This window comes from Polynucleobacter sp. 73C-SIWE (assembly GCF_018882465.1).
In the GTDB taxonomy this organism is placed as follows: Bacteria; Pseudomonadota; Gammaproteobacteria; order Burkholderiales; family Burkholderiaceae; genus Polynucleobacter.
Window position 1 is genome coordinate 653415 of record NZ_JACVOK010000002.1, and the last position, 24700, is coordinate 678114.

Genomic DNA, 24700 nt, shown 5'->3' on the forward strand with positions numbered 1-24700 from the left:
ACTCTATTCTATTTTGAGACTACCTAGGTAGGATTTAGGCGGAAGTATTAATTAGGGAGCCCAAACTAGCGCCAACCAATAGAGAATGATCAGTGTGATCAACCGTAGGATTGCTAGGATTGCCAGAGCTATGCGGATTATTAGGCCCAGCTACCTTATTCTGCTGCTGCGCTTCCTGGGAATTAGCAATATCTCTAGATAGTTGATCCATTTGGGTTTTATCACCAGAACTCAAGGAACGCTCAAGCCTCTCAAAGAGTGTGCTCGGTGAAATAATACCGCCGCTTCCAACAAAACCTAATAGAGCTTGTTGCGCTGCATCAATATCTCCGCTGCGCAAGGCTGCGCTTAAAGCACCCAGATATCTGCTTCTAATATCTTGAGTAGATGGGTCAGGTGAACCACCATAAGATGAAATTGAATTTATCTGCATATTCATATGACCTCCTCTAACTAAAGAATATCTCCTAAATTACGTTAAATATATTAAAAATGCACAAAAGCCAAAAAACTAACTTTTAATACACTTCCCATGAGTTTCTTTACGACATCCATTTCGGAAACTTTAATGAATATCAAAGAAATTTCTTTAATTTTTGCAAATCCTCATTTAAAGCATTAGAAATCGCGCTAGATTCACTGATAGCCTGGCTAATTAGGGTAATTTTTGCGGCCAAATCCTCCTGAGAGATCATTTCAGACTTAGATGACAATAGTTCGATAGCAAATCGGATCACCAAAAGGGGCTGACCCAGATCATGGATTAACTGCTCCAGATGCGAAATGAGCGCTTGAGCCTCATTTTTGGGCACATCTTCCCCTGAAATCATTGGTTTAAATGCTCAATTGCAGATCTTTTTACCATCAGCTTGCACAGTGCAGGTTGTGCCATTTGCATTAATCGTTCGATTGCCGTTAGTGACCGAGCTACCACCCTGTACAGCGGGTGAATTAATAGGGTCATAGGCACCAGGAGTATTCGTAGGGTAGGCATAAGGCGCGACAATGGGATATACATCGGCAGGATAGCTAGGGTTTCTACCTACTTGTCCGCCACCCATTTGCGGCCCACCAACTGGACCGCCCCCAATAGGGTGGGAAAAGGCAAGTCCTGAGCTTAAGGCGGCCAAAACTACAGGGAATAGCAGCAATGTTTTACGAAAGCTCATGATCTAGCCTTTTTATATTAAGACAACAGCATGCATTATGTACTCGACTGCTCGTCTGCAGCCTCTTCAACCTCTGCATCAGGCCACTCGTCTTCATCTGGCTCTTCTTGTGTCTGCTGAACGAAGCTTCGAATAGCGTGCAGGGAATCGTCTGCAATAGCCTGCATTGTTAATGGCTCTAGGTCATCTACCGCTAATAGGCGCATCTTATCTTCATCACCCAACTCAGCAGCACGAGCCAATTCAAGTAATTGTCCTAAAAAGCCACTTCCATCAGAAATCGCATCAACCACAACGTGGGGCAAATTAAAGTCTTGGAGCACTTCACGGCTAGGCTTATCAAACAGCACCTCAACCAATGACAGTCCACCGGTCAAGAAAGCCAAATCGGTAGAAGCAAGGCCGCCGCCAGCACCAAGACGGCCCGCAGCATTCTCCATAAAGAACGCCCTTACGCAAACGTGCTGCAATAAAGGAAGGGAATCTAAATGAACGCCTGCGTTGTTGTTCGCATATAGCAATAGCTGTGTCCATCGAGTAATCCGCTTAATCCCGGAAAGAACAACGGCATCACGGACGTTTTCAACCTTACGGTGTTTTCTCTTTCCTTCAATTTCAGCAATCTTAATAAGATGCTTGGCCACAGTTGGATTTTCAGAAAGCTCAGAATCCAATTGAGACAATTCAGGGTTGGAGAGTAGCAGCGTGAGTAGCTTCAAAAGCTTGAAATGCTTTTCATCTCTATGCAAAGATGTTTCTGGGGCAGCGTGAGTAAAAAAGTAGCCCTCAAATAAATCAAAGCCAAGCTCTTTAGCCTGATGGAATGCCTCTACCGTGTTGACATCAGTAGCGAGAGCCCGGATTTCAAGCTCATGGCATTTCTCAATAATTGCTTTTAATTGCTCAGGATTGCTATGGGCCGGATCAAGCTTTACAAACTTGAAAAGCGGCAAAATCTCTTGGTGACCCTCAAATAGGTGGTCAAAATCGGTAAGTACTAGTTGATATTTAACTCTATTGAGGCTTTCGCATTCCTTCAAAACATCTGGATCAGCCAAAAGCTTATGGGGAATCTCCAAAGCAAACTTAAGCGCAGGCACTGACCTCAACTTCTTATCTAGCAAAATTTCTCTATTAACCTTAATGAAGCCAATTTGACGACCAAGTGAATTTGCCACTCCCTTTTCACGCAGAGCACGCATGATTTCACTGAGCTTTACAAATGGCTCTGGAGGCTGCTCTGGCAACTCCTCTGTTGTAGCTTCAGCCTCCTCGGGAGACTCGCTTGGGGTCTCGACCTGCTGCTCTTGAGCCCCTTCAGTAGCGCCTTCAGATTCAGCAGAAGTATTGTCATCATCTTCGGATGGCAAGTAGGAATCTGGATTTAAATCCTTTTCTGCGATTTCTTCGGGAGTCGCGCCTGCGGCAATCATTTCCGCGCGCCTTAAGGCAATTGCATTTGCACGCTCTGCATCTGCTTCAGTACCCATTCTGAAGAACAACTCAAAGCCCATCAATACGCTATTTTTATCCACAATCGGCTCGCGGCCAAAATAGGCATTCTCTGGCTCAATTGGATCTGGCAATACAAGCTCTTCTGGCTCTTCTGGCTTACTACTCTTAAATTTAGAAAAGAATCCCATAATTACCTAAATTCATTCAATTTGATCGAGTTAAAAATGTATTCCCTTTGCATAGGAAATGCAATAAGTAGTGAACCTTACCCATAAGGGCAAAGGTCAAAATTACGGGGTCTTTTTGACCTGCTGCTTTACCTGTTCTTTGGCCAAATTTAAGCTTGCAATCAGCGCTTCGATTTCCTCGAGCTTTTTAATTGCATCCGCTAACTTATCCCGAGTAACCATAATGGCATCAGTATTACTTCTGCTTTCAGTCTGGGTTTCCCGCAAAATCGTATGCATCGATTTTTGACTGTTATTTAACACGTCAAAAGAATCATTGAGCTTAATTGCGTAAGCCGCTATAGCAACAAAAGCTATCGTGACAATGATAAAAATTACAGGAATTAGGGTTTCACTCATATTGAAGTAATTTTACATCTTTATGCGCGCCGAGCAAGTGGCTTAAGGGCTAATCCAATGGCCATCCTAGGAAAAAAATATTTTTTCATGAATTCGCTAAAGCTTTACTAAAAATAGCCGTAAACAAGGGGATGGGGCTTCCTTTTACGAAAAATATCTATTGAAAACTAATTATGCTCAATTTATCTAGAGCCTTAGGGCCAATTCTATCTGCTGCAGTGAGAAAAACTGACCAAAGTATTTATGATGTCCAGCGCAGTTTGGCTACCGGAAAAAATCCCAATATCAATGCCGCTGATAGGAGCGTTTCTACCTCAATTGCCCTTGAAATTAGCCTTTGGGCAGTGAGACAGCAAAGCCTTAATCAGACCCAAAATATTATTGATGTTGCGAGAACGGGTTTAGATAGCGCCACTAGTCTTGTCTATCAGCTGCAAACACTGGCCAGCAGCGCCTCGAGCGGTACATTCTCAGATTCAGATTTGTCGAATATGAATGCGACTTTTCTGGTGCTAGCAAAGCAAATTATTTCAACCGCTTCAAATGCAACCGTAAATGGTACAAACCTACTAGTTGGAACTACAGGCGCTGTTTTCTACGTCGGCATTAGCACGGCCACTCGATCAGCTACCGCAATGACAATTGCCGGGATCAATCTAGACTCAATTGGGGCAATTTGTACCGCCCTGAGTATTACCTCCTCAGGAGCTGCAACATCAGCTATATACGTATTGTCAACCCAACTCACCAATATTAGCGCGGGGCAATCTTCGTTGAGCGCTAACTCTATGGCGATGGCTGCCAATTCAACTGCTGCGTCTAGCATCAGCGCCAGTCTGGAAGGTTATATTGCGGCGACTGAAAACATCGACGCTACAGCCCTACAAATTAAGCTGCAAGAGCTAAATCAACAGCAGAGTATTAACTATTATTTAGTTTCTCAAATGAATCTTGAATCAGAGAAAATGCTTGCGATCTTCAAATAAACGCCCTAAGACCATTTATTTAAAGGAATAATTTCACTATCAATCAAAATTCCCAGCTGAAATCCATCTACCGAACTAATATTGGGATTAATGTGGGTTGTGACCACATGGCGAATGATATTGATAGTCATATTTCTCAATTCGCTTGGCATAAAAACCTTGATTTGAGCGTTAAACAAAGCAAGTACTTTTTCCGCATCAATAGACCTAAGTTCAGGATAATGACTTTTATTGGAATTCATCATCATTAATAGGCTCGATTTCACATCAACACCTTCTGAAAAGTGGCGATTGAAAGAGCGGCATAGGGATCGAGCAACATCCTTATCGGCGGTTCGGATCATGGGAGAGAACGCTGGATTAAAAGTTTAATTTTTATCATAGCATACGGCTTATGAAGCAAAATATTCAAAACAATCTAGCTATTTCCCCTAATATAATCAACACGATACACTCTAAAATATTTTGACCCATTCCAGATTATGAAAACTTCTATAGCGCTTTTCGCCATCACTCTTTTATCTAGTCCAATCTTGGGCTTTGCACAAGAGGTGGACCCAACTACAGCATGTATTGCGAATCTAGCAGAGAACCCTGATTTTCAGATGATTAGCAACAAAGTTGCCTTAGCTGGACCAAGTAATCAAACTATTGAAATGCTCACAAATAAGTCAAAGCCCAAGAAAAATGAAAAGGCTGTGATTTCAAAATGGAACTCATCGCTAACGGAATGTATTAATTTAGGAAAACAATATAGAAAAGAGAATGAGACCGAGTTCATGCAAGCAGCTCAGGCCGAAACATTCCAGAACTTTGAAAAGTTAGTGGAAAAACTGTATATGAGAAAGATTACTTATGGCGCATTTGCTAACGCAAGAGCTGCAGAACTAGAAAAATATAACGCTAAAGTTGCTCAGAATCAACGCAATATTGAAAACAAGAAAAATCTAGAGACAACAGTCAAAATCAAATCAATGTAAATATAGGAAATCTATGAAAGGGATCTACCTAGTCTTTGCCGAATGGTGCAACACTGAAAACATTTGGATTGCCTCATCAAATGATATTCCTGGTTTTATTGCTGAGGCCGATAGTATTGAAGCGCTATCAACAAAACTACAATCCCTCATTCCTGAGTTGCTGCTTCTGAACAAGCAGGTAACCGAAGAACAAATCATCATTGAAATTGTTGCGCGAAAGTTTGTAAAAACTCAATCTCTGGAGAAATAGCATGGTGACCGTCTACTCTCAATCCATGGGTGCATCTCTCACACCAAAGATTATTGACTTAATTAAGGCTGCCGGTTGTGAATATATCCAAGCGGGTCATCGTGGCAATCATGATATTTGGTACTCTCCGGCAACTAACCTACATTTTCCAGTAGATAGCAAAATTCGTTCAATCAAGGCTGCAAATATTCTGCTGAGCATTTCAGGTCTGCCTCATCTTGTTGAGGAGAGTGAGGATGAAGATGAAAATACTGAAGAATAAAATTCAGGAGCAATCAAGCTAGCTTTCTTGATTTTCTGAGCTTCCTTCTGCTTGCGGAGTCAAAATAGTAGGGTACGATACAGCCCAAGTGCCTGGATAATCACGGCTATAGTGCAGCCCCCTACTCTCTCTTCGCATCAGGGCTGATCTAACAATCAGCTCCGCGCACTCTAGTAAATTACGTAACTCAATCAGATCTCGCGTTACCTTAAAGTTGGCGTAATACTCTTGCACTTCGTAGCGAAGTAATTTGATGCGATGTAATGCGCGCTCAAGTCTTCGATTGGTTCTTACAATGCCAACATAGTTCCACATTAAAGAGCGCAACTCATCCCAGTTATGCGCAATGACTACCTGCTCATCAGCATCTTCTACTTGACTCTCATCCCAAAGGGGTAGAGTCGGCATTGCTGGGGCCTTAAGTTCAGAGATATCTTGTGCAGCCGCTTTACCAATAACTACACACTCCAATAATGAATTACTTGCTAAGCGATTGGCGCCATGAAGCCCAGTATACGTAGCTTCGCCAACTGCATATAAGCCTGGTAAATCTGTTCTGCCTTTCAGGTCAGTAACCACACCCCCGCAGGTATAGTGCGCAGCAGGAACAACTGGTATGGGCTCTTGGGTAATATCCAAACCAAGACTTAAGCAACGCGCATAAATCATGGGGAAATGCTCTTTAATAAAGTCTGCACCTAAATGGGTTGCATCGAGATGTACAAAGTCTAAGCCATGTTTTTTCATCTCAAAATCGATTGCTCTTGCAACAATATCCCGCGGCGCTAGCTCTTTACGCTCATCATGCTCTGACATAAAACGAGTGCCGTCTGGCAATTTCAAGATCCCACCCTCACCTCGCATAGCTTCTGTAATTAAAAAGGTGCGATCACTGGGGTGATACAAACAGGTTGGATGAAACTGAATAAACTCCATATTGCCAACACGACAACCTGCACGCCAAGCCATCGCGATTCCATCCCCTGTTGCAGTATCTGGATTACTCGTGTAGCGATATACCTTTCCCACTCCACCAGTAGCAAGCACTACAGACTTTGCCTGAATTGTCTCTACGCGATTATTTTTGATATCTAAAGCATACACGCCATAACAACGATTTGGTTTGCTACGTTGGGTCTTAGCATCAAGATGGCGATTGGTAATAAGATCCAGCGCAATCCAATGCTCTAGGATCTGAATATTTTTATGGGCTCTAGCTTTATCCAATAGAACTTCGTGAATTGCCTTACCAGTGGCATCGGCAGCGTGTGCAATACGACGATGACTATGACCACCCTCGCGGGTTAAATGCAAACCCATCGGCCCACTCTCATCGGCTGTAAAGGGAACACCCTGCTCTACCAACCACTTAATAGCATCAGCACTTTCTTCAGCGATAAAGCGTGCTGTTGATTCAACCACTAAACCTGCGCCAGCATCAATTGTGTCGGCCACATGAGAATCAATGCTGTCGTGCTCCTTGTCAACGACCCCAACGATACCGCCTTGTGCCCAAGCAGTAGCGGCCTCACCTAAGCCGCGCTTAGCCATCAAAATCACGGGCTGAGATTGAGCTGTGCGTAAGGCTACTGTTAAACCGGCAAGACCTGCCCCAATAATGAGGACAGGTAATTCAGCTTGAGCCTGGGAAGGAGTGGGTTTTGAACTGGCCATAGAAGGTTCATTCTAAAGGGCAAATGAAATTAGTGAGGTCTATGTAAAAAGGCTCCACTTTGGGAGCCTTTTTACTGATGCTAAGCGCACTTAAATATTGGCACTAAGCTTTGATCCGCCGGGGGCATTGGTACCGTAGCCCATAATCTTTGCTACATCACCACCTTTGGCGAGTTTGACTGCGCAATACTTGAACTCTGGGATCTTGCCAAATGGATCTAAGGCAGGATTAGTAATCAAATTTGCTGCTGCTTCATAGTAGGCAAACGGAATGAAGATCACACCTCTTGGGGTACCATCATCTCTTCGCACATGAATGCCTACTTCTCCGCGACGAGATTGAACTGTAATCACATCTCCAGCTACCACACCAAGCTGAGTCATGTCCTCACCATTCATAGAAACGGTTGCCATTGGCTCAATAGCATCAAGCACAGTGGCGCGTCTTGTCATACTGCCGGTATGCCAATGCTCTAACTGACGACCTGTAATGAGTACGAATGGATACTCTCCATCAGGCCTTTCATTTGCAGGAATGATGTCTGCTGGCACAAGCTTCACTTTGCCATCAGGAGTAGCAAAAGCATCATCAAATACGATTGGTCGACCTGGGTCTTCTGCTGAGAGGCATGGATAGGTAACGCTAGATTCTTTTTCTAAGCGCTCCCAGGTAATGCCCTTAATCGCGCCATGCATGGCTTGACGCATCTCCTCATAAACCTGCGCAACTCCATCATCGGAGCCTTGGTAATTCCAATTCAGACCCATGCGTTTAGCAATTTCTTGAATGATCCACAGATCAGGCTTAGCATCACCAGGAGGATTAATTGCCTTCTTACCCATCTGCACCATACGGTCGGTATTACTTGCAGTACCGACCTTTTCTGGCCAAGCGCTTGCCGGAAGGACCACATCGGCTAGCAATGCTGTCTCAGTCATAAAGATATCTTGCACAACCAGGTGCTCCAACGAAGCTAAGGCATGACGTGCATGATTTAAGTCAGGATCACTCATTGCTGGATTTTCGCCCTCAACGTACATGCCGCGAATCTTATCGGGGTCACTATCTGGCGCAGTGATCTTGTGCATGATTTCAACTACGGTGTAGCCTGGTTTCTTATCGAGTGGCATGCCCCAGAATTTTTCAAACCAGGCATGTGCTTCTGGATTGTCTACACGTTGATAATTCGGGAACATCATCGGAATCAAACCAGCATCGCTGGCACCCTGCACGTTATTTTGACCGCGCAAGGGATGCAAGCCCGAACCCGGCTTACCAATTTGGCCCGTGATACTCACTAAGGCAATTAAGCAACGCGCATTATCGGTACCATGAACGTGCTGGCTAACACCCATACCCCATAAAATCATGGCTGACTTCGTAGTAGCAAACTCTCTCGCAACTTCACGCAAGGTCTCTGCAGGGATTCCGCAAATAGGGGCCATGGCTTCGGGGCTATAGCCCTTAATATTTTCCTTGAGGGCTTCGAAATTATTAGCGCGATTCTGGATGAAATCTTGATCAGCTAAGCCCTCCTCGATGATTGTATAAATCATCGCATTAAGCATCGCTACATCAGTATCTGGCTTAAATTGCATTGTGCGCCAAGCATGCTTACTGATCTCGGTCATGCGTGGATCACACAACACAATCTTTGCGCCACGCTTAGCGGCATTCTTAAACCAAGTTGCAGCAACTGGATGGTTAGCAGTTGGGTTTGATCCAATTAGGAAAATCAAACTTGAGTGCTCAACATCATTCACCTGATTACTCACTGCACCAGAGCCAACACCCTCCAAGAGTGCTGCCACAGAAGATGCATGACAAAGACGAGTGCAGTGATCTACGTTATTACTACCAAATCCTGTACGAACCAGTTTTTGAAATAAGTAAGCCTCTTCATTGCTTCCCTTTGCAGACCCAAAACCAGCCAATACTTTCAAGCCATGCTTATCTTTGAGTTTTTTAAGGCCACCACCAGCAAACTCGAGCGCCTCTTCCCAACTGGCTTCGCGGAAAATATCAGACCAGTCTTGCTTGCCTTCAAGTATTGACTCATCCTTAGGAACACCAGGTTTGCGAATTAATGGTTTAGTGAGGCGCTGTGGATTATGGATGTAATCCATACCAAAGCGACCTTTGACGCAAAGGCGATTGTGATTAGCGGGGCCATCACGACCTTCTACGCTAACAATCTTTTCGTCTTTAACGTTATAAGTAATTTGGCAACCAACACCGCAGAATGGGCAAACAGAATCTACCTTACGGTCAACGGTTTGCGAACCAATTAATCCCTTAGGCATCAATGCACCCGTTGGGCATGCTTGTACACATTCACCACAGGCAACGCAGGTGCTATCACCCATGGGGTCGTTGAGATCGAAGACGATTTCGCTATGGGCGCCGCGCATAGCGTAGCCGATCACATCATTGACCTGCTCTTCACGGCAAGCGCGGACACAACGGTTGCACTGAATACAAGCATCGAGGTTGACTGCCATCGCCGGGTGAGAAATGTCATTCGCAACCTTCTCGCGACGCAATGCTTTTAACTCTGGGCGTACTGTGACATCCATGCGGCTGGCCCAAGTGCTGAGCTCGCCATGTTGATTCTTCTGCTCTTCTGCTTTGCTATCACCCACCCACTTAAAGCCTTCATCAGGCATATCTGAGAGGAGCATCTCTAGCACTAACTTCTGACTCTTTACAGCACGCTCGCTATTGGCTTTAACTTCCATTCCTGGAGTGGCACTTCTGCAGCAGCTTGGGGCTAAGGTGCGCTCACCATTGATTTCGACTACGCAAGCACGGCAGTTGCCGTCAGCACGGTAGCCATCTTTAAAACATAAATGGGGAATATCAATACCGTGGCGTTTAGCGGCCTTGAGAATAGTTTCACCTTCATAGGAAACAATCGTCTTGCCGTCTAGCTTGAACTCAACGGTTGGTAATGCGAGCTCTTTTGGATTAGTTGGTGCGTTCATCTTTGTCTCGTCTTTCCCTATTTAAGCTACTTCTTGTGGGAAATATTTATGAATACAGCGAATCGGGTTTGGCGCCGCCTGACCTAGACCACAGATAGAGGCATCAACCATCACAGTTGCTAAATCTTCTAGCGTATTTTGGTCCCAGGATTTGGCTTGCATGAGTTTTGCAGCTTTGCCCGTACCAACGCGACATGGGGTGCATTGACCACAGCTCTCATGCTCGAAAAAGTGCATCACATTGAGCGCCATATCGCGCGCTTTATCTTTATCGCTAAACACCATGACGGCTGCTGATCCAATGAAGCAGCCATAAGGTTGCAAGGTATCGAAATCCAATGGAATGTCATTCATCGTGGCAGGCAAAATCCCGCCCGATGCGCCACCCGGTAAATAGCCATAGAACTGATGGCCATCTTGCATGCCGCCACAGTACTCATCAATGAGTTCCTGAATCGTAATGCCTGCTGGCGCTAACTTCACGCCCGGCTTTTTGACGCGCCCGCTAACACTGAAGCTACGTAAGCCTTTACGATCATGTCTACCAAAAGAACTAAACCACTCAGGGCCACGTTGCACAATGTCGCGCACCCAATAGAGGGTCTCAAAGTTATGTTCTAGAGTTGGTCTTCCAAAAAGGCCAACCTGCGCAATATAAGGAGGACGCATGCGTGGCTCACCACGTTTACCTTCAATACTCTCAATCATTGCGGATTCTTCACCGCAAATGTAGGCGCCCGCTCCACGACGTAATTCAATGGTCGGTAATTTAAATGGGGGATTGGCTTTGAGTTTAGCTAATTCGGCCTCGAGGAGTTCGCGGCAGCCGTGATACTCATCACGTAAATAGATATAACAAGCATCAATACCAACCACGCTTGCGGCAACCAATAAGCCCTCTAAGAAACGGTGTGGATCACGCTCTAAATAAGTACGGTCTTTAAACGTTCCTGGCTCACCTTCGTCAATATTGACAGCCATAAGCTTTGGAGCAACTTGATCTTTCACAATGCGCCACTTACGCCCTGCTGGGAAACCGGCACCACCTAGGCCACGCAAGCCAGAGCTTTCCATCGCCTTAATAATGCTTTCAGCATCGCGCTTGCCATCAATAATTTCTTTTGCCAGACCGTAACCGCCTTGGGCACGATAGGACTCGTAGCCAACATAGTCTGGGGATAAGGCTTGATTTTCGCCTTGTGGAGAAACGCCCTGTTCAACCAAAGACGCTGGATCAAAGTTGGCATTATCTTTAGCCATCGGCTGGGTTGTTAAGTTGTTCTTAACGGCAGCTTGCACTTTATCGGTTGTCGCAAAGAGCACTGGATATTGGTGAACTACCGCTACTGGAGCTTGCTCACAGCGCCCTACGCATGGGGCTGCAATGACTTTGACATTCGGGTTACCTAAAATTGTCGGGAGCTTTGCTAATAAGTTTTGCGCACCAGCCAACTCACAGGCGATACCGTCGCACACACGCACAGTGATGTCCGCTACCGGGTCATTGCCACGCACGACTTCAAAGTGGTGATAGAAAGTCGCCACTTCATAAACTTCTGCCATTGGCAAATTCATTTCTTTTGCCAGGGCAACTAAATGACGATCATGCAAAGCACGGTATTCATCATTAAGCTTGTGGAGATTTTCAATTAACAAATCACGACGATGTGGCGCATTACCAATCAGTTGCCGTACTTCCTCTAAGGATGCATCGTCTGCTTGACGACCTTTGAGTTTGCTCTTACGACGAATGGTCTCCCTCAAATCATCTGCAGTAGCAATGGCAACTGCTTTGACTTCTCCGGAAGGCTTTGGGTGATTCATAGTTTATAGTCTCTAGTTTTTATACTGGTACTGCCATTGTGCGAAACAGCATCTCTTGCTAGACGAGACTGAACTTGTCTAGTTAGACATGCAAATAATCGCTTGATTTTGGGTTATTTCACCCCTCAAGTCCTTGACGGCGCTCAAGGGAATGAATTAAGGGTTTACCCTAGTCTATAACATTGATGGGTATGGCTTGTCGCCTGGAGGGTTGGAGTAATCTAACTTGCGCTCATATACCCTAGCTTTGAAGCAGTCCTGGTAACCCTTGCTACCGATCTGCCAGCCTATGGAGGTGCAGTCGTCTTGGGCGGCAGATTCAATAGAACCGCAGCCAGCAAGCATGGTGATAGCAGTGGCTGTGATGATTATTGGTAGTTTTCTTAAATTCATGGCTCAAGTCTACTTGATTCTGATCTCAACCTCGAGGGGCACACCCTCTTTTCCAGACTCAACTGACTTCACATCACCCGTGGCAATCCGATCCTTTAAAGCGGGATTTGCCTTGATCATTAACTCATAAGCAATCGTTGCTCTGGTTTTAGCCAATTCCTTGAGCTGGGCATCACTCACATCAATTTCCGCAATGAGCTCTGTGCGCAATTGTTGGTTGCGTGCTTCACCATCCGGAAGTGTCAATAAACGCTGACCCAATTTAATGCGGCCAAGGTATTGTGCGTAGGCGGCTTTTAAACCAGACTGCACTCTTGGGTCGGATAGACTTGGGACGGGAACAGGATCGCCTGCGGTCAATTTAAAGCCAGCCTCCTTCAAAATAGCAGTATCAGCTTTTACTCTGGCTAGCTCTTGTTTATCTTGAATGGGATCGTAAGTACCCATAATTTCTAGGTTAGCGTTAGGACGCCTCACCAAATAGTCGCCAAACTTTTCTAGGCGATCTTGATCAGCAGGCAAAAAGACTGCTTCGCCGGGCACAGCATTCACCCCTTCATTACCACCCATCCCAAGAATCGATGCCAAAGCTCTAAAGGGTGCAGTAGCGACATTGGTCAATACATTGGTAATCGCCTGCCAGACCAAACCGCTGGCACTAAATTCTGGTGAGTCCACATTACCTGAAATTCGTACTGTGACATCAATGGTGTCATCAGCATCCTCTAATAATGCAATCGCCAATCCCAAAGGTAATTTTTTACCCTTAAAGTCTGGCACTTCATCCCCTAACTCCACCTTCTTGATAATGATTTGATTGCTACCATTGAGCTCGCCATCTTTAGCACGGTAATTGAGATTGAGATTTAAGCGTCCACTAGTAATTTGATAGCCTGCAAAGTTCATGACGGCCGGATTAAATGTAGTGAGTGGAAGATTTCTAAAACTCATCGCAATATCGTGATTGCGACGCGGATCATCAAAGGAAGCTTGCCCCTTCGTTCTCATACTTCCCGAACCTGCCACCACTCCATCCATTGCGACACTAGCGAAACGTCCCGGAGTATTACTAACCCCCAGAAAAGTTGCATTGAACTTTTTAATATCGACCTTAAAGTTTGGTCGCATCGCTAAATCCGAAAACAGTACTTCGCCATCTTTTAGGTTAACGGAGCGCATATCCAAATGAAATGGGGCATTTGTAGATTCTGTAGCAACTGCCTGCCCTGTCTTATCGCTTTGGGGCTTGGAAAATAATCTACGGAAATTAGATAAGCCTTCTTCATTCATTTCAAAACGGAGTAAAGGACGATCAATCAGCAACTCATCGATTGTCAGACCAGTTCCCGAAGACTGATTGGCTGACTTACTCAGCTTGTATTCCAGCTGACGTAACTCAGCCGCCTTCCAGAGAATTAATGGGGTTTTCTCGCCCTTTTCCGCAACCACCACATCAACCAAATGAACGTCACCTGAAATCACATCAGCGTCTGCGCCAAGTTTGACTGTTAGGTTAGCATTCATCAGCCCGCTTTGAGCTGTTAATTCTTTATTCGCAGGGAGCATGGAAACGATCGGCGCTAGCGAGATATTTTCCATATTGATCTTGCCATCTATCGCCTTAGATATCGTATTAAGATCCCAGTGAGAACGGAGGCTTCCCTGATCCAGCTGCAGATCGAATTGCAAGCCTAAGGCGCCTGGGCTTGGATTATCTAAGCCCCCAGTAATCGTGACACGATTAAAGGCAATCGTCTTATTAACGCCCGGTATCAATAACTGCAAGGAACCCAAGTTGAAGTCATACTGACCACGCGCACCTGAGACAACACCATTTTTATCGTAGTTTGCTACCTTCAGTAGCTTCATAGAAAAAGGCTTGAGCTCCTCTTTTAAATTAGAAGTTGCATCAATCAAACTTAAGGATGCTGAATTGACTACCAACTGATCAACAGAAATCTTGGTAGGCTTTTTAACTTCTTTAGGATCGCTGGGTGGCAAGCTTTTCTCCACTGCACGAATGAATTCTTGCCAGTTCCAAAGGGCTGTCTCAGCAGATCCTCCTTTAATTACTCTTTTTTCAACTAGGAGCTTGGGCTCTTGAAGAGCAATCTCATCAAAACCAATCTCTCCGATCGCTAGCTTGGTCCACTTTAAAGAAACCAGTAACTTCTGAAATTGCAGGAGACTATTGCCGCCATTTTTAGCCAGATGCAGACCATCAATCTCTACTCGCAATCGTAAAGGAGAAAGACTGAGGTCCTGATAAGCAATGTCATAACCAATCTTATCGCCATACTCAGCAACAGACTTTTTAACAAAGCCTGGAACAAACACATGGGCACCAGCCCAAAAGAGAGTGACTAACACCAAGAGTAGGCCCACTAAGCGTAGGCACCACACTTTGAGCACGAACAGATTGAGGTGAATCATTCTGATATCTTAAGGGAAGTTGCAAATGAAAAAACCACCCGAGGGTGGTTTCGATACTGCTTGGCGGAAGGGGCGGGATTCGAACCCGCGGTAGGCTATTAACCTACGCACGCTTTCCAGGCGTGTGACTTAAACCGCTCATCCACCCTTCCGGAACCGATGATTATACGATTGCCGAAAGGGTTTAGCCTTAAAAGCTTATACAGACTCCTTGAGCTGCTCCAAAATTGCTGGATTTTCAAGTGTAGAGGTATCTTGGGTAACCTCTTCACCTTTAGCAATCACGCGCAAGAGACGACGCATGATCTTGCCAGAACGGGTCTTAGGCAAGTTATCACCAAAACGGACATCTTTTGGTTTTGCAATTGGGCCAATTTCTTTACCAACCCAGTTACGCAATTCAGTCGCAATCTTCTTAGCGTCGTCACCGGTTGGGCGACCACCTTTGAGAACTACGAATACGCAAATTGCTTCACCAGTGAGTTCATCTGGGCGACCAACTACTGCAGCTTCTGCAACTAATGGATTAGCTACCAAGCAAGACTCGATTTCCATGGTTCCCATACGGTGACCAGAAACATTCAAGACATCATCGATACGGCCGGTAATCGTGAAGTAGCCAGTATCTTTGTTACGAATTGCACCATCACCTGCAAGGTATAGGGTGCCACCCAACTCTTCTGGGAAATAGGATTTCACGAAACGATCAGGGTCACCCCAAATCGTCCGAATCATGGAAGGCCATGGACGCTTCACAACCAAGATGCCACCCTGACCGTTCGGAACATCCACACCAGCTTCGTCAACGATAGCCGCTTGAATACCTGGCAATGGCAATGTGCATGAACCTGGAATCATTGGTGTTGCACCAGGCAACGGCGTAATCATATGACCGCCAGTTTCGGTTTGCCAGAAAGTATCCGCGATTGGGCAGCGTGAACCACCGACATTCTCGTAGTACCACATCCAAGCTTCCGGATTAATTGGCTCACCTACAGAGCCTAAGAGGCGCAATGAAGATAAGTTATAGCTCTTTGGATGCACTGCCTGGTCATTGCTAGATGCTTTAATCAAAGAACGAATTGCAGTTGGTGCTGTATAGAAGATGGTTGCATTGTGTTTCTGAATCATGTCCCAGAAACGGCCAGCATTTGGATAAGTTGGTACACCTTCAAACACAATCTCAGTAGCGCCAACAGCGAGCGGGCCATAAGTAATATAAGAGTGGCCAGTTACCCAACCAATGTCAGCAGTACACCAGAACACATCATTTGGCTTAATGTCAAAGGTCCACTTCATAGTGAGAATCGCCCACAAGAGGTAACCGCCTGTAGAGTGCTGCACGCCCTTTGGTTTACCAGTAGAACCTGATGTGTACAGAATAAATAATGGGTGCTCAGCGCTAACCCACTCTGGCTCGCAAGTCGTAGCTTCATTCGCCATGATTTCTTGCATCCAAACATCACGGCCTGCCGTCATCGCAACATCAGAACCGGTACGCTTATTCACGATCACATGCTTCACCTTAGGGCATTCGCCAGTGGAAAGAGCCTCATCACAAATTGCTTTTAATGGCAATGCTTTGCCGCCACGGAACTGTCCATCGGCAGTAATCACGGCTACTGCACCGACGTCCATAATGCGATCGCGCAAAGCTTGGGCAGAGAAGCCACCAAACACAACAGAGTGAATTGCACCAATACGAGCGCAGGCTTGCATCGCCACAATGCCTTCGATAGTCATTGCCATGTAAATGATGACGCTGTCACCGGACTTAATGCCCATCTTACGCATTGCATTTGCCATTTTGCAAACGCGCTCAAGCAAGTCTTGATAGCTTACTTTAGTCACTGTGCCGTCATCTGCTTCAAAAATCAGAGCTGTCTTATTACCTAAACCAGCTTCAACCTGACGATCCAAACAGTTATAAGAGGCATTCGTTGTGCCATCTTCAAACCACTTGTAGAAAGGCGCTTTAGATTCGTCTAAAACTTTCGTAAATGGCTTTTTCCAATAGATGTTCTCTTTAGCAAGGCGACCCCAAAAACCGTCATAATCCTGATTCGCTTCATCGCAAAGCTTCTTATAGGCATCCATACCCGGAATAGCAGCACCCTTTACAAAGTCTGCGGGTGGGTTAAATACGCGGTTTTCTTGCTTTAATGGTTCCATGCTTCACTGCCCTCTATCTAATAATCAATAATCTATTTTTGCAAAATGCCGCAAAATGATGGGTTTAGACCCTCGGAACCTTAGAAGATAAGTGAAAACACCCGGGATTTGCTCTATGGCAAACCCTTAAAATAGGTCAAACCTTACTAATAATGTGGAAATAAGCCAAAAACCATGACAAATATCAAACAAAACGACCTAATTCAAAGTGTTGCAGACGCATTTCAGTTCATCTCTTACTACCACCCTAAGGACTTTATTACTGCCATGGGTAAGGCTTATGAGCTTGAGCAAGGCGCAGCCGCCAAAGATGCATTGGCACAAATTTTGACTAACAGCCGGATGTGCGCTGAAGGCCATCGCCCAATGTGCCAAGACACCGGCATTGCTGTTGTATTCATGAAGATTGGTATGAATGTCCAATGGCCTGATGCCACGATGAGCGTTTCTGAAATGGTGAACGAGGGTGTTCGCCGTGCCTATCTCAATCCAGAAAACACACTCCGTGCTTCGGTCTTAACTGACCCAGCAGGCAAGCGCAAAAATACGGGTGACAACACCCCTGCTGTCATCCATTACGAAATTGTTCCTGGCGATGATGTTGAAGTGATCTGCGCTGCCAAAGGTGGTGGCTCAGAAAACAAAGCCAAGATGGTGATGCTCAATCCATCCGACTCCATCGTTGACTGGGTAGTAAAAACCGTTCCAACTATGGGCGCAGGCTGGTGCCCTCCTGGCATTCTCGGTATTGGTATTGGCGGCACTCCAGAAAAAGCCATGTTGATGGCAAAAGAATCCTTAATGGGTCCCGTAGATATTCAGGAACTCATTGCGCGTGGACCTAAAACACGTGCTGAAGAACTGCGTCTTGAGATTTATGACAAAGTAAACAAATTGGGTATCGGCGCCCAAGGTCTTGGTGGCTTAGCAACAGTACTCGACATCAAGATTATGGAATACCCAACCCATGCTGCTTCCCTACCTGTAGCGATGATTCCAAACTGCGCAGCCACCCGTCATGTGCACTTTCATTTACACGGTGATGGTCCAGCCAAACTGGAGAAGCCTTCCTTATCCGATTGGCCAGATGTCACGTGGACACCGGACACCAAAAAATCGAAACATGTCGACGTCAATACATTAACTGCTGAACAGGTAGCAAGCTGGAAACCCGGCGATACCTTATTGCTAAATGGAAAAATCCTTACTGGTCGTGATGCAGCCCATAAACGGATTGCTGATATGTTAGCCAAAGGGGAAGAACTTCCAGTGAGCTTCAAAAATCGCATCATCTATTACGTTGGTCCAGTGGATCCTGTGCGTGATGAAGCAGTTGGTCCTGCAGGCCCCACCACCTCAACGCGGATGGATAAGTTCACCGAGACGATGCTTGCCCAGACTGGTTTGATTTCCATGATTGGCAAAGCTGAGCGTGGTCCTGTTGCAATTGAGGCCATCAAGAAACATAAATCTGCCTATCTCATGGCCGTTGGTGGCGCCGCCTACTTGGTATCTAAAGCGATTCAGTCTGCTAAGGTTGTTGGCTTTGCTGACTTAGGCATGGAAGCTATTTATGAATTCGATGTCAAAGACATGCCAGTGACTGTTGCTGTTAACTCTGAAGGCATCTCTATGCACGAGACTGGCCCTCAAGAATGGCAAGCAAAAATTGCTGGTATTCCAGTCAAGATTGCTTAACCAAGCTCACAGCGCTAAATCGCTTTGGCACTCATAGGGGTTTTTGATTCTGGCGTTGGAGGCTTATCCATTTTGGATGAGGCTCTGCGTCAGCTTCCGCAGCACGACTATATCTATCTTGCGGATTCAGCTAATGCCCCTTATGGGGAAAAATCCAGCGAATGGATTACCGCTCGCAGTCTTGCCTTATGCAAACATCTGGCTAGTAAAGGCTGTGATGCAATTGTTGTAGCTTGCAATACAGCTACTGCAGAAGCAATCAAACAGATCCGCGCTGAATTAGATATTCCGATCATTGGTGTTGAACCAGGGATTAAGCCTGCGGCGATGCAATCGCAAAATGGGATTGTAGGAGTCTTAGCAACTGAGGCAACCCTAAAGAGCGATAAATTCAATGCACTATTAGCCACTCTGCCAGATCACTGTCGTTTCATTAAGCAGGCTGGCGCAGGACTCGTCCCCCTGATTGAGGCTGGTAAGGCAGATAGCGAAGAAACGTTAGAGCTATTAGGTAAACATCTTGTACCTATTTTGGATGCTGGCTCAGACACTTTGGTCTTAGGTTGTACGCACTACCCTTTCCTTAAAAAATCTATTCGCAAACTTTTAGGTGACAGCGTTACCTTAATTGATACAAGCGATGCCGTTGTAAGGCAACTGAAACGAGTACTTGAGGCATTGCCACAAGATGAGCATTCTGCAAAACGCAGTTCTATTTTATTTATCAGCAGTAAAAATAATGCCTCGCTTTTAAGCATGTCCCAAGATTTACTCACGAGCGATTTAAATGTATATGCAATTGATTCAGCATTGCTGGGTGAAGTGTCATGAGCAGCCTCATGCAAAAACTAGACTCTCGTCTGCCGTTTACCAAATCAGAACGGATCATCATTACTATCGTTTTAGTCTTGCATGCTTTGCCAGCCTTGGAATTTATTCATCTCAGCGCACGTCCACCCAAGATAGATGACACGCGGGTGATGGCAAATTTAGTGAGCCCTTCACCAACCAAAAGTCAGGAAGCACCAGCTGCACCGAAGCCCACGCCACCCAAACCCAAAGAAGAGCCTAAGAAAAAGGTAGAGGAAAAGCCGACACCAAAACCAGCGCCAGCGGAGCCTAAACAATCAACAGCCGCTCAAAAGCAAACAGAGTCCAATAGTGACTCCCAACCCCAAAATGCTGCGGTGGCACCCTCTACTGCTGGCGGAGCAAGTGGCACGCCAATTCAGACCGACATTGGTAAACTGGAAGTACTCTACCAACCCGATGCTGATGCTTACTACCCTTCGTTCTCAAAACGTTCTGGAGAACAAGGTACGGTTATTGTGCGATTAATTATTGATCAAACGGGCAACGTTGAAGATATTGCCCTTTTGCAATCGAGCAACTTTCCGAGGCTTGATCGGGCTGCCAGTGAAATCGGGAGACGTTATCGCTTTAAGCCTTTTTTAGTAAATGGTTCACCACAAAGAATTTCTACCAATCTCTTAATTAAATTTAATCTCAAGTAAACACATTATGAATACACCATTTGGCATAGCAAATCTTTGGCTTGAAGGCGACTTCATCACCCGCTTTGTGGCTATCGCACTTATCATCTGCTCAATTGTTACTTGGGTTATTTTGCTCACCCGCTTCTGGGAATTGCGCAATCTTCGCAAGCTCAAGCCCGAGCTTGATCAATTCTGGCGCGCCACATCCTATGATCAAGGTTTACAGTCCTTTAGTAACCATGCGCTGAATCCTTACTATCATCTCGCTAAATCAGCAGCTACTGCTTCTGCACATCATCAGAATCAAGCTCATGATCATCGTGAGTTACTGCAAACCCTCAATTACTCTGAGTGGATGGCTAGAAGCCTCAAGAATAGTATTGATGGTATTGCGGCAGGTTTTCAGAAGGGACTGACTTTTCTTGGATCTACTGGTGCGATTTCACCTTTCATTGGTTTGTTTGGGACCGTATGGGGCATCTATCACGCACTCATTGCGATTAGTAGCTCTGGTAGCGCACAGCTAGATCAAGTTGCCGGCCCAATTGGTGAGGCACTCATCATGACTGCCCTGGGTTTAGCGGTGGCGATTCCTGCCGTTCTGGCTTTTAACGCCATTAACCGCGCTAACAAATTAATGGTGGCTGATCTCAATCGCTTTGCGAATGATCTTTTAGCCTACTTTGTGACTGGTGCGCGCGTGAAGTCTGGAGAATAAGCATGGCCTTTCATATTCAAGACGATCAGAGTGATGACAGCATCATGTCTGAGATCAATATGACACCGATGGTTGATGTGATGTTGGTGCTATTGATCATTTTCATCATCACCCTACCCGTCATACAACAAGCAGTAAAGATTGAGCTGCCTAAAGCCAATAGCGTACGCAATGAAGTCAAACCAGAATCCGTTCAACTCAGCATTGACGGCAAGGGTCAAATTTTCTGGAACAGCACTGCAATTGATTTAAAAACCTTTGATGGCTATGCGGAGAAAGCCGCTCAGAAAGAACCGCAACCAGAGATTAATTTGCGCGCAGATAAATCCGTGAAATATGAGTACGTCGCTCAAGTCCTGGCGGCATCTCGTCGCGCCGGCTTAACGAAGTTGGGCTTTGTAACCGAACCTGATTAAGTTCTAGCGTGGTTTTGCTGGTGCTTTAGCTGGGAAACAGGTTTCTTCACTCACGTGAGTCCCATTTCCTAAAGATGCACCCAAAATACCGCCCTGTATTTTTTCAACCTTCTTTAATTTCCCAGTCGCTGGGTCAAGAGTGATGTGGGTTAAAACTGTGCCAGCAGGATATTGAACGCCCATGAGGTTCTCGGCTGGAAAACTAGCCTCTATCACTATAAAAATATTCGGCTTAGCAAGTGTGACGCTCTTCACAACTTGCGCTCCAAAGGCATCAGACTGATCCAAATCCCGATCATCTAAATAGACTTTTGCCTTTTGAGTCTTTGATGCAAGCGTCAGTTGCATGGAATACTCTTCAACAAAATCCCTTTCGGATCTTTTACAGTCAAAGAAAGCAGACTGTCCCATTACCGGAGTCATGGTGCAAGCAAGTAATAACAGGAAGATTAAATGTAATGTTCTCAAGATCTGAATGAGGAAACAATTGAAATGCTGGTGCCCGAGGCCGGAATCGAACCGGCACGACTTTTTTGAGTCGGCAGATTTTAAATCTGCTGTGTCTACCGATTTCACCACTCGGGCTCGCACAAACAGAAACTGCTGCGCTAAATAAATCAAGACAGTCTGGATTTTAGCACGCCAGAGGGGCCTTAGCCTGAAGGCCCAGAGATCTTCATGCCCAGCGGGCTAGCGTATAAAAGCACTAAACTACCCCCATGAAATTGCAAGGAAAGTCCAAGGCCATGAGCTCGTTTATACGGGGCGCTTTGTTCATTGGTGGCACTCTCTTGGCCATTGCAGTTTTGATTGTTCTGACTTATTTATATTTTGCTCAATCCTCCCCTGCTGGCAAAAGAACAATTAAAAATCTGAGCGACTCTGTTGTCATTACTTTTGATGAGAGTGATGTGCCTCATATCAAAGCCAACACTCAGGCAGATGCCTTATTTGCCCTAGGCTATTTACATGCTACTGAGCGCTCTTGGCAAATGGAGGTCAATCGCCGTTTGGCTAGCGGTCGCCTCTCTGAAATTTTAGGTGGTGAGACTGTCAAGATTGATCGCTTTATTCGTACGCTTGGCATTAAGCGCGCTGCTGAGCGTCAATTTGATCGCTATCCTGTGGCAGCCAAACGTTTGCTGCAAGCTTATGCCGATGGCGTGAATACTGGCAATGCTCAACTAGGCTGGGCGCTACCAGTGGAGTATTTTTTAACGGGGTCTAAACCCGGCCATTGGTCACCAACGGATAGCGTCGCCTGGATGCTGATGATGGCCTACGATCTTGGCGGAAACTGGGATAAAGAATTACAACGCTTTGAACTCTCGCAGTTCCTCAGCACAAAACAAATTTGGGAAGTATTGCCGCCCTATGAAGTAGGCAGTCTGGTAAGCAGTATGGATTTTGCTAAGCTCTATAAAGAGCTGAATGTATTTAATCCCGCCACAGGTCTATCTGAAGAAAAATCCAAAAAGCTTCCCACAACTGAGCTCGGTTCTCTGGATCTTCCGGGCGGAAAAGATGGGATTGGATCAAACAATTGGGCATTAAGCGGCAAGCTCACTACAAGTGGCAAGCCTTTGCTAGCGAACGACCCTCATTTGGGTCTATCGGCTCCAGCCATTTGGTATTTTGCCCACCTCGATGCACCGGGAATGAATGTGATTGGCGGAACTCTACCGGGCATCCCAGGAGTGGTTTTAGGAAGAACAGATAAATTTGCTTGGAGTTTTACCAACACCAATCCCGATGTACAAGACTTATATATTGAGCAAATAGATTCAAGCAATCCCGGCATGTATCGTGGTCCTGATGGCCCGCTCCCATTTAAAGTACATCAAGAGATCATCGACGTCAAAGGTTCGCCATCCATTACCTTCTTAGTCAAAGAGACTCGCCATGGTCCTGTTATTTCAGATTCCTATGCACGTGCCAAGCGTAGCATCGATACCAAACGATTTGCCTTGGCGCTGCGTTGGACAGCACTTGATACCGAGAATCAATCCGTCGTTGGCCTTTTAGAAATGAATCATGCCAAAGATTTAGATGCCTTTAAGCAAGCGCTGCGAAAAAACTATGCCCCAATGCAAAATGTGGTGATGGCAGACGCCGAAGGCAATATCAGCTATCAAGCTGCCGGCATTGCTCCTAAGCGTGTTTTACACCAAGGGCTCTATGGTCTGGCACCGGCTCTTGGCTGGGAGAAGCAATACGATTGGACTGGCTATGTTCCTTTTGAGCAGCTACCGGCAAGCAATAATCCCGAACAGGGCTGGATTGCCACTGCCAATCAAAAAATCATTGCCGCCAACGATCCAAATCCATTGACGGCGGATTGGGATCTGCCAACGCGTTACGACCGCATTGTTGAGCTCATTAAATCTCGAAGTAGCCATGACCTCAGTTCGATGAAAACTATGCAGGCAGATACCCTGTCGCTCGGTGCCACTCCCTTATTAGACTTATTTAAATCGAGCAACTCAAATCATAAAATTGCTCCACAAGCACAAGAAATCATTCAAAAATTTAATGGTGATATGTCTGTTAATAGTGCTGGCGCTCTGATTTTTAATGCTTGGGCAGATCAGCTGACTCGCAATCTATTCTCACGCTTAAGTTATTTATTTACCGAGAGCTATGGTTCGCGCAGTTTTAGACAACCCCTCATCTTGGCCTTGCAAAACCCTGATAGCTCTTGGTGTGATGACCCCAAAACCAATCAAGCAGAGTCTTGCCTAGACTCCTCTAATAATGCTCTTGATAAGGCTTTGGATTATTTAAGTAATCAATACGGCAGTGAACCCAAAGGTTGGGCATGGGGTAAAGCGCATATTGCTACTTCAGAGCATCGACCACTGAGCAAAGTTCCAGTATTGGGCGACCTCTTCAATATTAAGACGCCCTTTCCTGGGGATGCCTTCTCTATTAATGTTGGCAGACCTCAACTCCTGAAATCTACCAACCCCTATGAAACAGTCCAAGGCCCTAGTATGCGGGCGATCTATGACCTTTCAGATCTAGAGAAGTCGCTCTTTATTTATCAAACAGGTCAATCTGGCTGGGTACAAAGCAAGCTTTATCGAAATATGAACCCTCTGTGGGCAAATAACGAATACCTACCATTACAGATGAAACCCGAAAAGACTCAGCGCCAACTTGAATTGAATAGTAAATAAGACTTGTCAACAGCACTCGCTAA

22 protein-coding genes and 2 tRNA genes are annotated in these 24700 nt (G+C 45.6%); 10 read left to right on the forward strand and 14 right to left on the reverse strand.

The window, feature by feature from the left end; all coding sequences use genetic code 11:
• Positions 1-34: 34 nt before the first annotated feature.
• The 4 genes from ICN17_RS09600 to ICN17_RS09615 all read right to left on the reverse strand — a co-directional run bounded on the left by ICN17_RS09600 (position 35) and on the right by ICN17_RS09615 (position 3211).
• The gene (locus ICN17_RS09600) at positions 35-439 is read right to left on the reverse strand and encodes a hypothetical protein (protein WP_216237321.1); all 405 of its coding nucleotides are present in this window, start codon (positions 437-439) and stop codon (positions 35-37) included.
• Between the two features lie 403 nt (positions 440-842).
• Positions 843-1169 (reverse strand): hypothetical protein, encoded by a 327-nt coding sequence (locus tag ICN17_RS09605; RefSeq protein ID WP_216237323.1) that lies wholly within the window; start codon positions 1167-1169, stop codon positions 843-845.
• A 35-nt stretch (positions 1170-1204) separates the two neighbouring features.
• Complete coding sequence (locus tag ICN17_RS09610; protein WP_216237325.1) at positions 1205-2812, reverse strand: EAL and HDOD domain-containing protein; 1608 nt, start codon at positions 2810-2812, stop codon at positions 1205-1207.
• A gap of 102 nt (positions 2813-2914) precedes the next feature.
• Positions 2915-3211 (reverse strand): hypothetical protein, encoded by a 297-nt coding sequence (locus ICN17_RS09615; RefSeq protein WP_216237328.1) that lies wholly within the window; start codon positions 3209-3211, stop codon positions 2915-2917.
• Positions 3212-3429: 218 nt separating this feature from the next.
• Here ICN17_RS09615 and ICN17_RS09620 point away from each other — a divergent pair, with 218 nt between their 5' ends.
• Positions 3430-4197 carry a hypothetical protein gene (locus tag ICN17_RS09620; protein ID WP_216237330.1) on the forward strand — a complete coding sequence of 256 codons (768 nt, stop codon included), beginning with the start codon at positions 3430-3432 and terminating at the stop codon, positions 4195-4197.
• Positions 4198-4202: 5 nt separating this feature from the next.
• On the opposite strand, the gene ICN17_RS09625 is transcribed toward ICN17_RS09620, so the two are convergent.
• Positions 4203-4541 carry a hypothetical protein gene (locus tag ICN17_RS09625; RefSeq protein ID WP_216237332.1) on the reverse strand — a complete coding sequence of 113 codons (339 nt, stop codon included), beginning with the start codon at positions 4539-4541 and terminating at the stop codon, positions 4203-4205.
• Between the two features lie 138 nt (positions 4542-4679).
• On the opposite strand from ICN17_RS09625, the gene ICN17_RS09630 reads away from it, so the two are divergent.
• Genes ICN17_RS09630 through ICN17_RS09640 form a run of 3 tightly spaced genes read left to right on the forward strand, consistent with a single transcriptional unit; the run spans position 4680 to position 5689 of the window.
• Positions 4680-5177, forward strand: coding sequence for a hypothetical protein (locus ICN17_RS09630; protein WP_216237334.1), 498 nt, complete (start codon positions 4680-4682; stop codon positions 5175-5177).
• A gap of 13 nt (positions 5178-5190) precedes the next feature.
• Positions 5191-5427 carry a DUF1902 domain-containing protein gene (locus ICN17_RS09635; protein ID WP_216237335.1) on the forward strand — a complete coding sequence of 79 codons (237 nt, stop codon included), beginning with the start codon at positions 5191-5193 and terminating at the stop codon, positions 5425-5427.
• 1 nt (position 5428) lies between these two features.
• Positions 5429-5689: a hypothetical protein gene (locus ICN17_RS09640; protein ID WP_216237336.1), complete on the forward strand. Its 261-nt coding sequence runs from the start codon at positions 5429-5431 to the stop codon at positions 5687-5689.
• An 18-nt stretch (positions 5690-5707) separates the two neighbouring features.
• Here ICN17_RS09640 and nadB read toward each other — a convergent pair whose 3' ends face one another.
• The 7 genes from nadB to acs form a co-directional block, all read right to left on the reverse strand.
• Positions 5708-7363, reverse strand: coding sequence for an L-aspartate oxidase (gene nadB, locus ICN17_RS09645; protein ID WP_216237337.1), 1656 nt, complete (start codon positions 7361-7363; stop codon positions 5708-5710).
• Positions 7364-7453: 90 nt separating this feature from the next.
• Positions 7454-10348 (reverse strand): formate dehydrogenase subunit alpha, encoded by a 2895-nt coding sequence (gene fdhF, locus ICN17_RS09650; RefSeq protein ID WP_216237338.1) that lies wholly within the window; start codon positions 10346-10348, stop codon positions 7454-7456.
• Between the two features lie 21 nt (positions 10349-10369).
• Positions 10370-12172: an NAD(P)H-dependent oxidoreductase subunit E gene (locus tag ICN17_RS09655; protein ID WP_216237339.1), complete on the reverse strand. Its 1803-nt coding sequence runs from the start codon at positions 12170-12172 to the stop codon at positions 10370-10372.
• Between the two features lie 174 nt (positions 12173-12346).
• Positions 12347-12565, reverse strand: a complete 219-nt coding sequence (locus ICN17_RS09660; protein WP_216237340.1) for a hypothetical protein — start codon at positions 12563-12565, stop codon at positions 12347-12349.
• A gap of 9 nt (positions 12566-12574) precedes the next feature.
• Positions 12575-14998, reverse strand: a complete 2424-nt coding sequence (locus tag ICN17_RS09665; protein ID WP_216237342.1) for a DUF748 domain-containing protein — start codon at positions 14996-14998, stop codon at positions 12575-12577.
• Between the two features lie 61 nt (positions 14999-15059).
• Positions 15060-15150, reverse strand: a tRNA-Ser gene (locus tag ICN17_RS09670).
• Between the two features lie 46 nt (positions 15151-15196).
• Positions 15197-17170 carry an acetate--CoA ligase gene (acs, locus tag ICN17_RS09675; protein ID WP_216237344.1) on the reverse strand — a complete coding sequence of 658 codons (1974 nt, stop codon included), beginning with the start codon at positions 17168-17170 and terminating at the stop codon, positions 15197-15199.
• A 174-nt stretch (positions 17171-17344) separates the two neighbouring features.
• Here acs and ICN17_RS09680 point away from each other — a divergent pair, with 174 nt between their 5' ends.
• From ICN17_RS09680 to ICN17_RS09700, 5 genes are read left to right on the forward strand one after another with little or no spacing between them, the layout of a single operon-like run.
• Complete coding sequence (locus ICN17_RS09680) at positions 17345-18868, forward strand: fumarate hydratase (RefSeq protein WP_216237346.1); 1524 nt, start codon at positions 17345-17347, stop codon at positions 18866-18868.
• A gap of 24 nt (positions 18869-18892) precedes the next feature.
• Positions 18893-19699, forward strand: a complete 807-nt coding sequence (murI, locus tag ICN17_RS09685; protein WP_216237348.1) for a glutamate racemase — start codon at positions 18893-18895, stop codon at positions 19697-19699.
• Positions 19700-19707: 8 nt separating this feature from the next.
• Positions 19708-20382 carry an energy transducer TonB gene (locus ICN17_RS09690; RefSeq protein WP_255538392.1) on the forward strand — a complete coding sequence of 225 codons (675 nt, stop codon included), beginning with the start codon at positions 19708-19710 and terminating at the stop codon, positions 20380-20382.
• Between the two features lie 7 nt (positions 20383-20389).
• Positions 20390-21082 carry a MotA/TolQ/ExbB proton channel family protein gene (locus ICN17_RS09695; RefSeq protein WP_216237351.1) on the forward strand — a complete coding sequence of 231 codons (693 nt, stop codon included), beginning with the start codon at positions 20390-20392 and terminating at the stop codon, positions 21080-21082.
• Positions 21083-21084: 2 nt separating this feature from the next.
• Positions 21085-21498 (forward strand): biopolymer transporter ExbD, encoded by a 414-nt coding sequence (locus ICN17_RS09700; RefSeq protein ID WP_087910179.1) that lies wholly within the window; start codon positions 21085-21087, stop codon positions 21496-21498.
• Positions 21499-21501: 3 nt separating this feature from the next.
• Here ICN17_RS09700 and ICN17_RS09705 read toward each other — a convergent pair whose 3' ends face one another.
• Both ICN17_RS09705 and ICN17_RS09710 read right to left on the reverse strand, forming a co-directional pair.
• Positions 21502-21846 (reverse strand): hypothetical protein, encoded by a 345-nt coding sequence (locus ICN17_RS09705; protein ID WP_255538393.1) that lies wholly within the window; start codon positions 21844-21846, stop codon positions 21502-21504.
• Positions 21847-21994: 148 nt separating this feature from the next.
• Positions 21995-22083, reverse strand: a tRNA-Leu gene (locus ICN17_RS09710).
• Positions 22084-22244: 161 nt separating this feature from the next.
• Between ICN17_RS09710 and ICN17_RS09715 the strand changes: the two genes are divergently transcribed.
• Positions 22245-24677 (forward strand): penicillin acylase family protein, encoded by a 2433-nt coding sequence (locus ICN17_RS09715; protein ID WP_255538394.1) that lies wholly within the window; start codon positions 22245-22247, stop codon positions 24675-24677.
• The last annotated feature ends 23 nt before the right edge of the window (positions 24678-24700 follow it).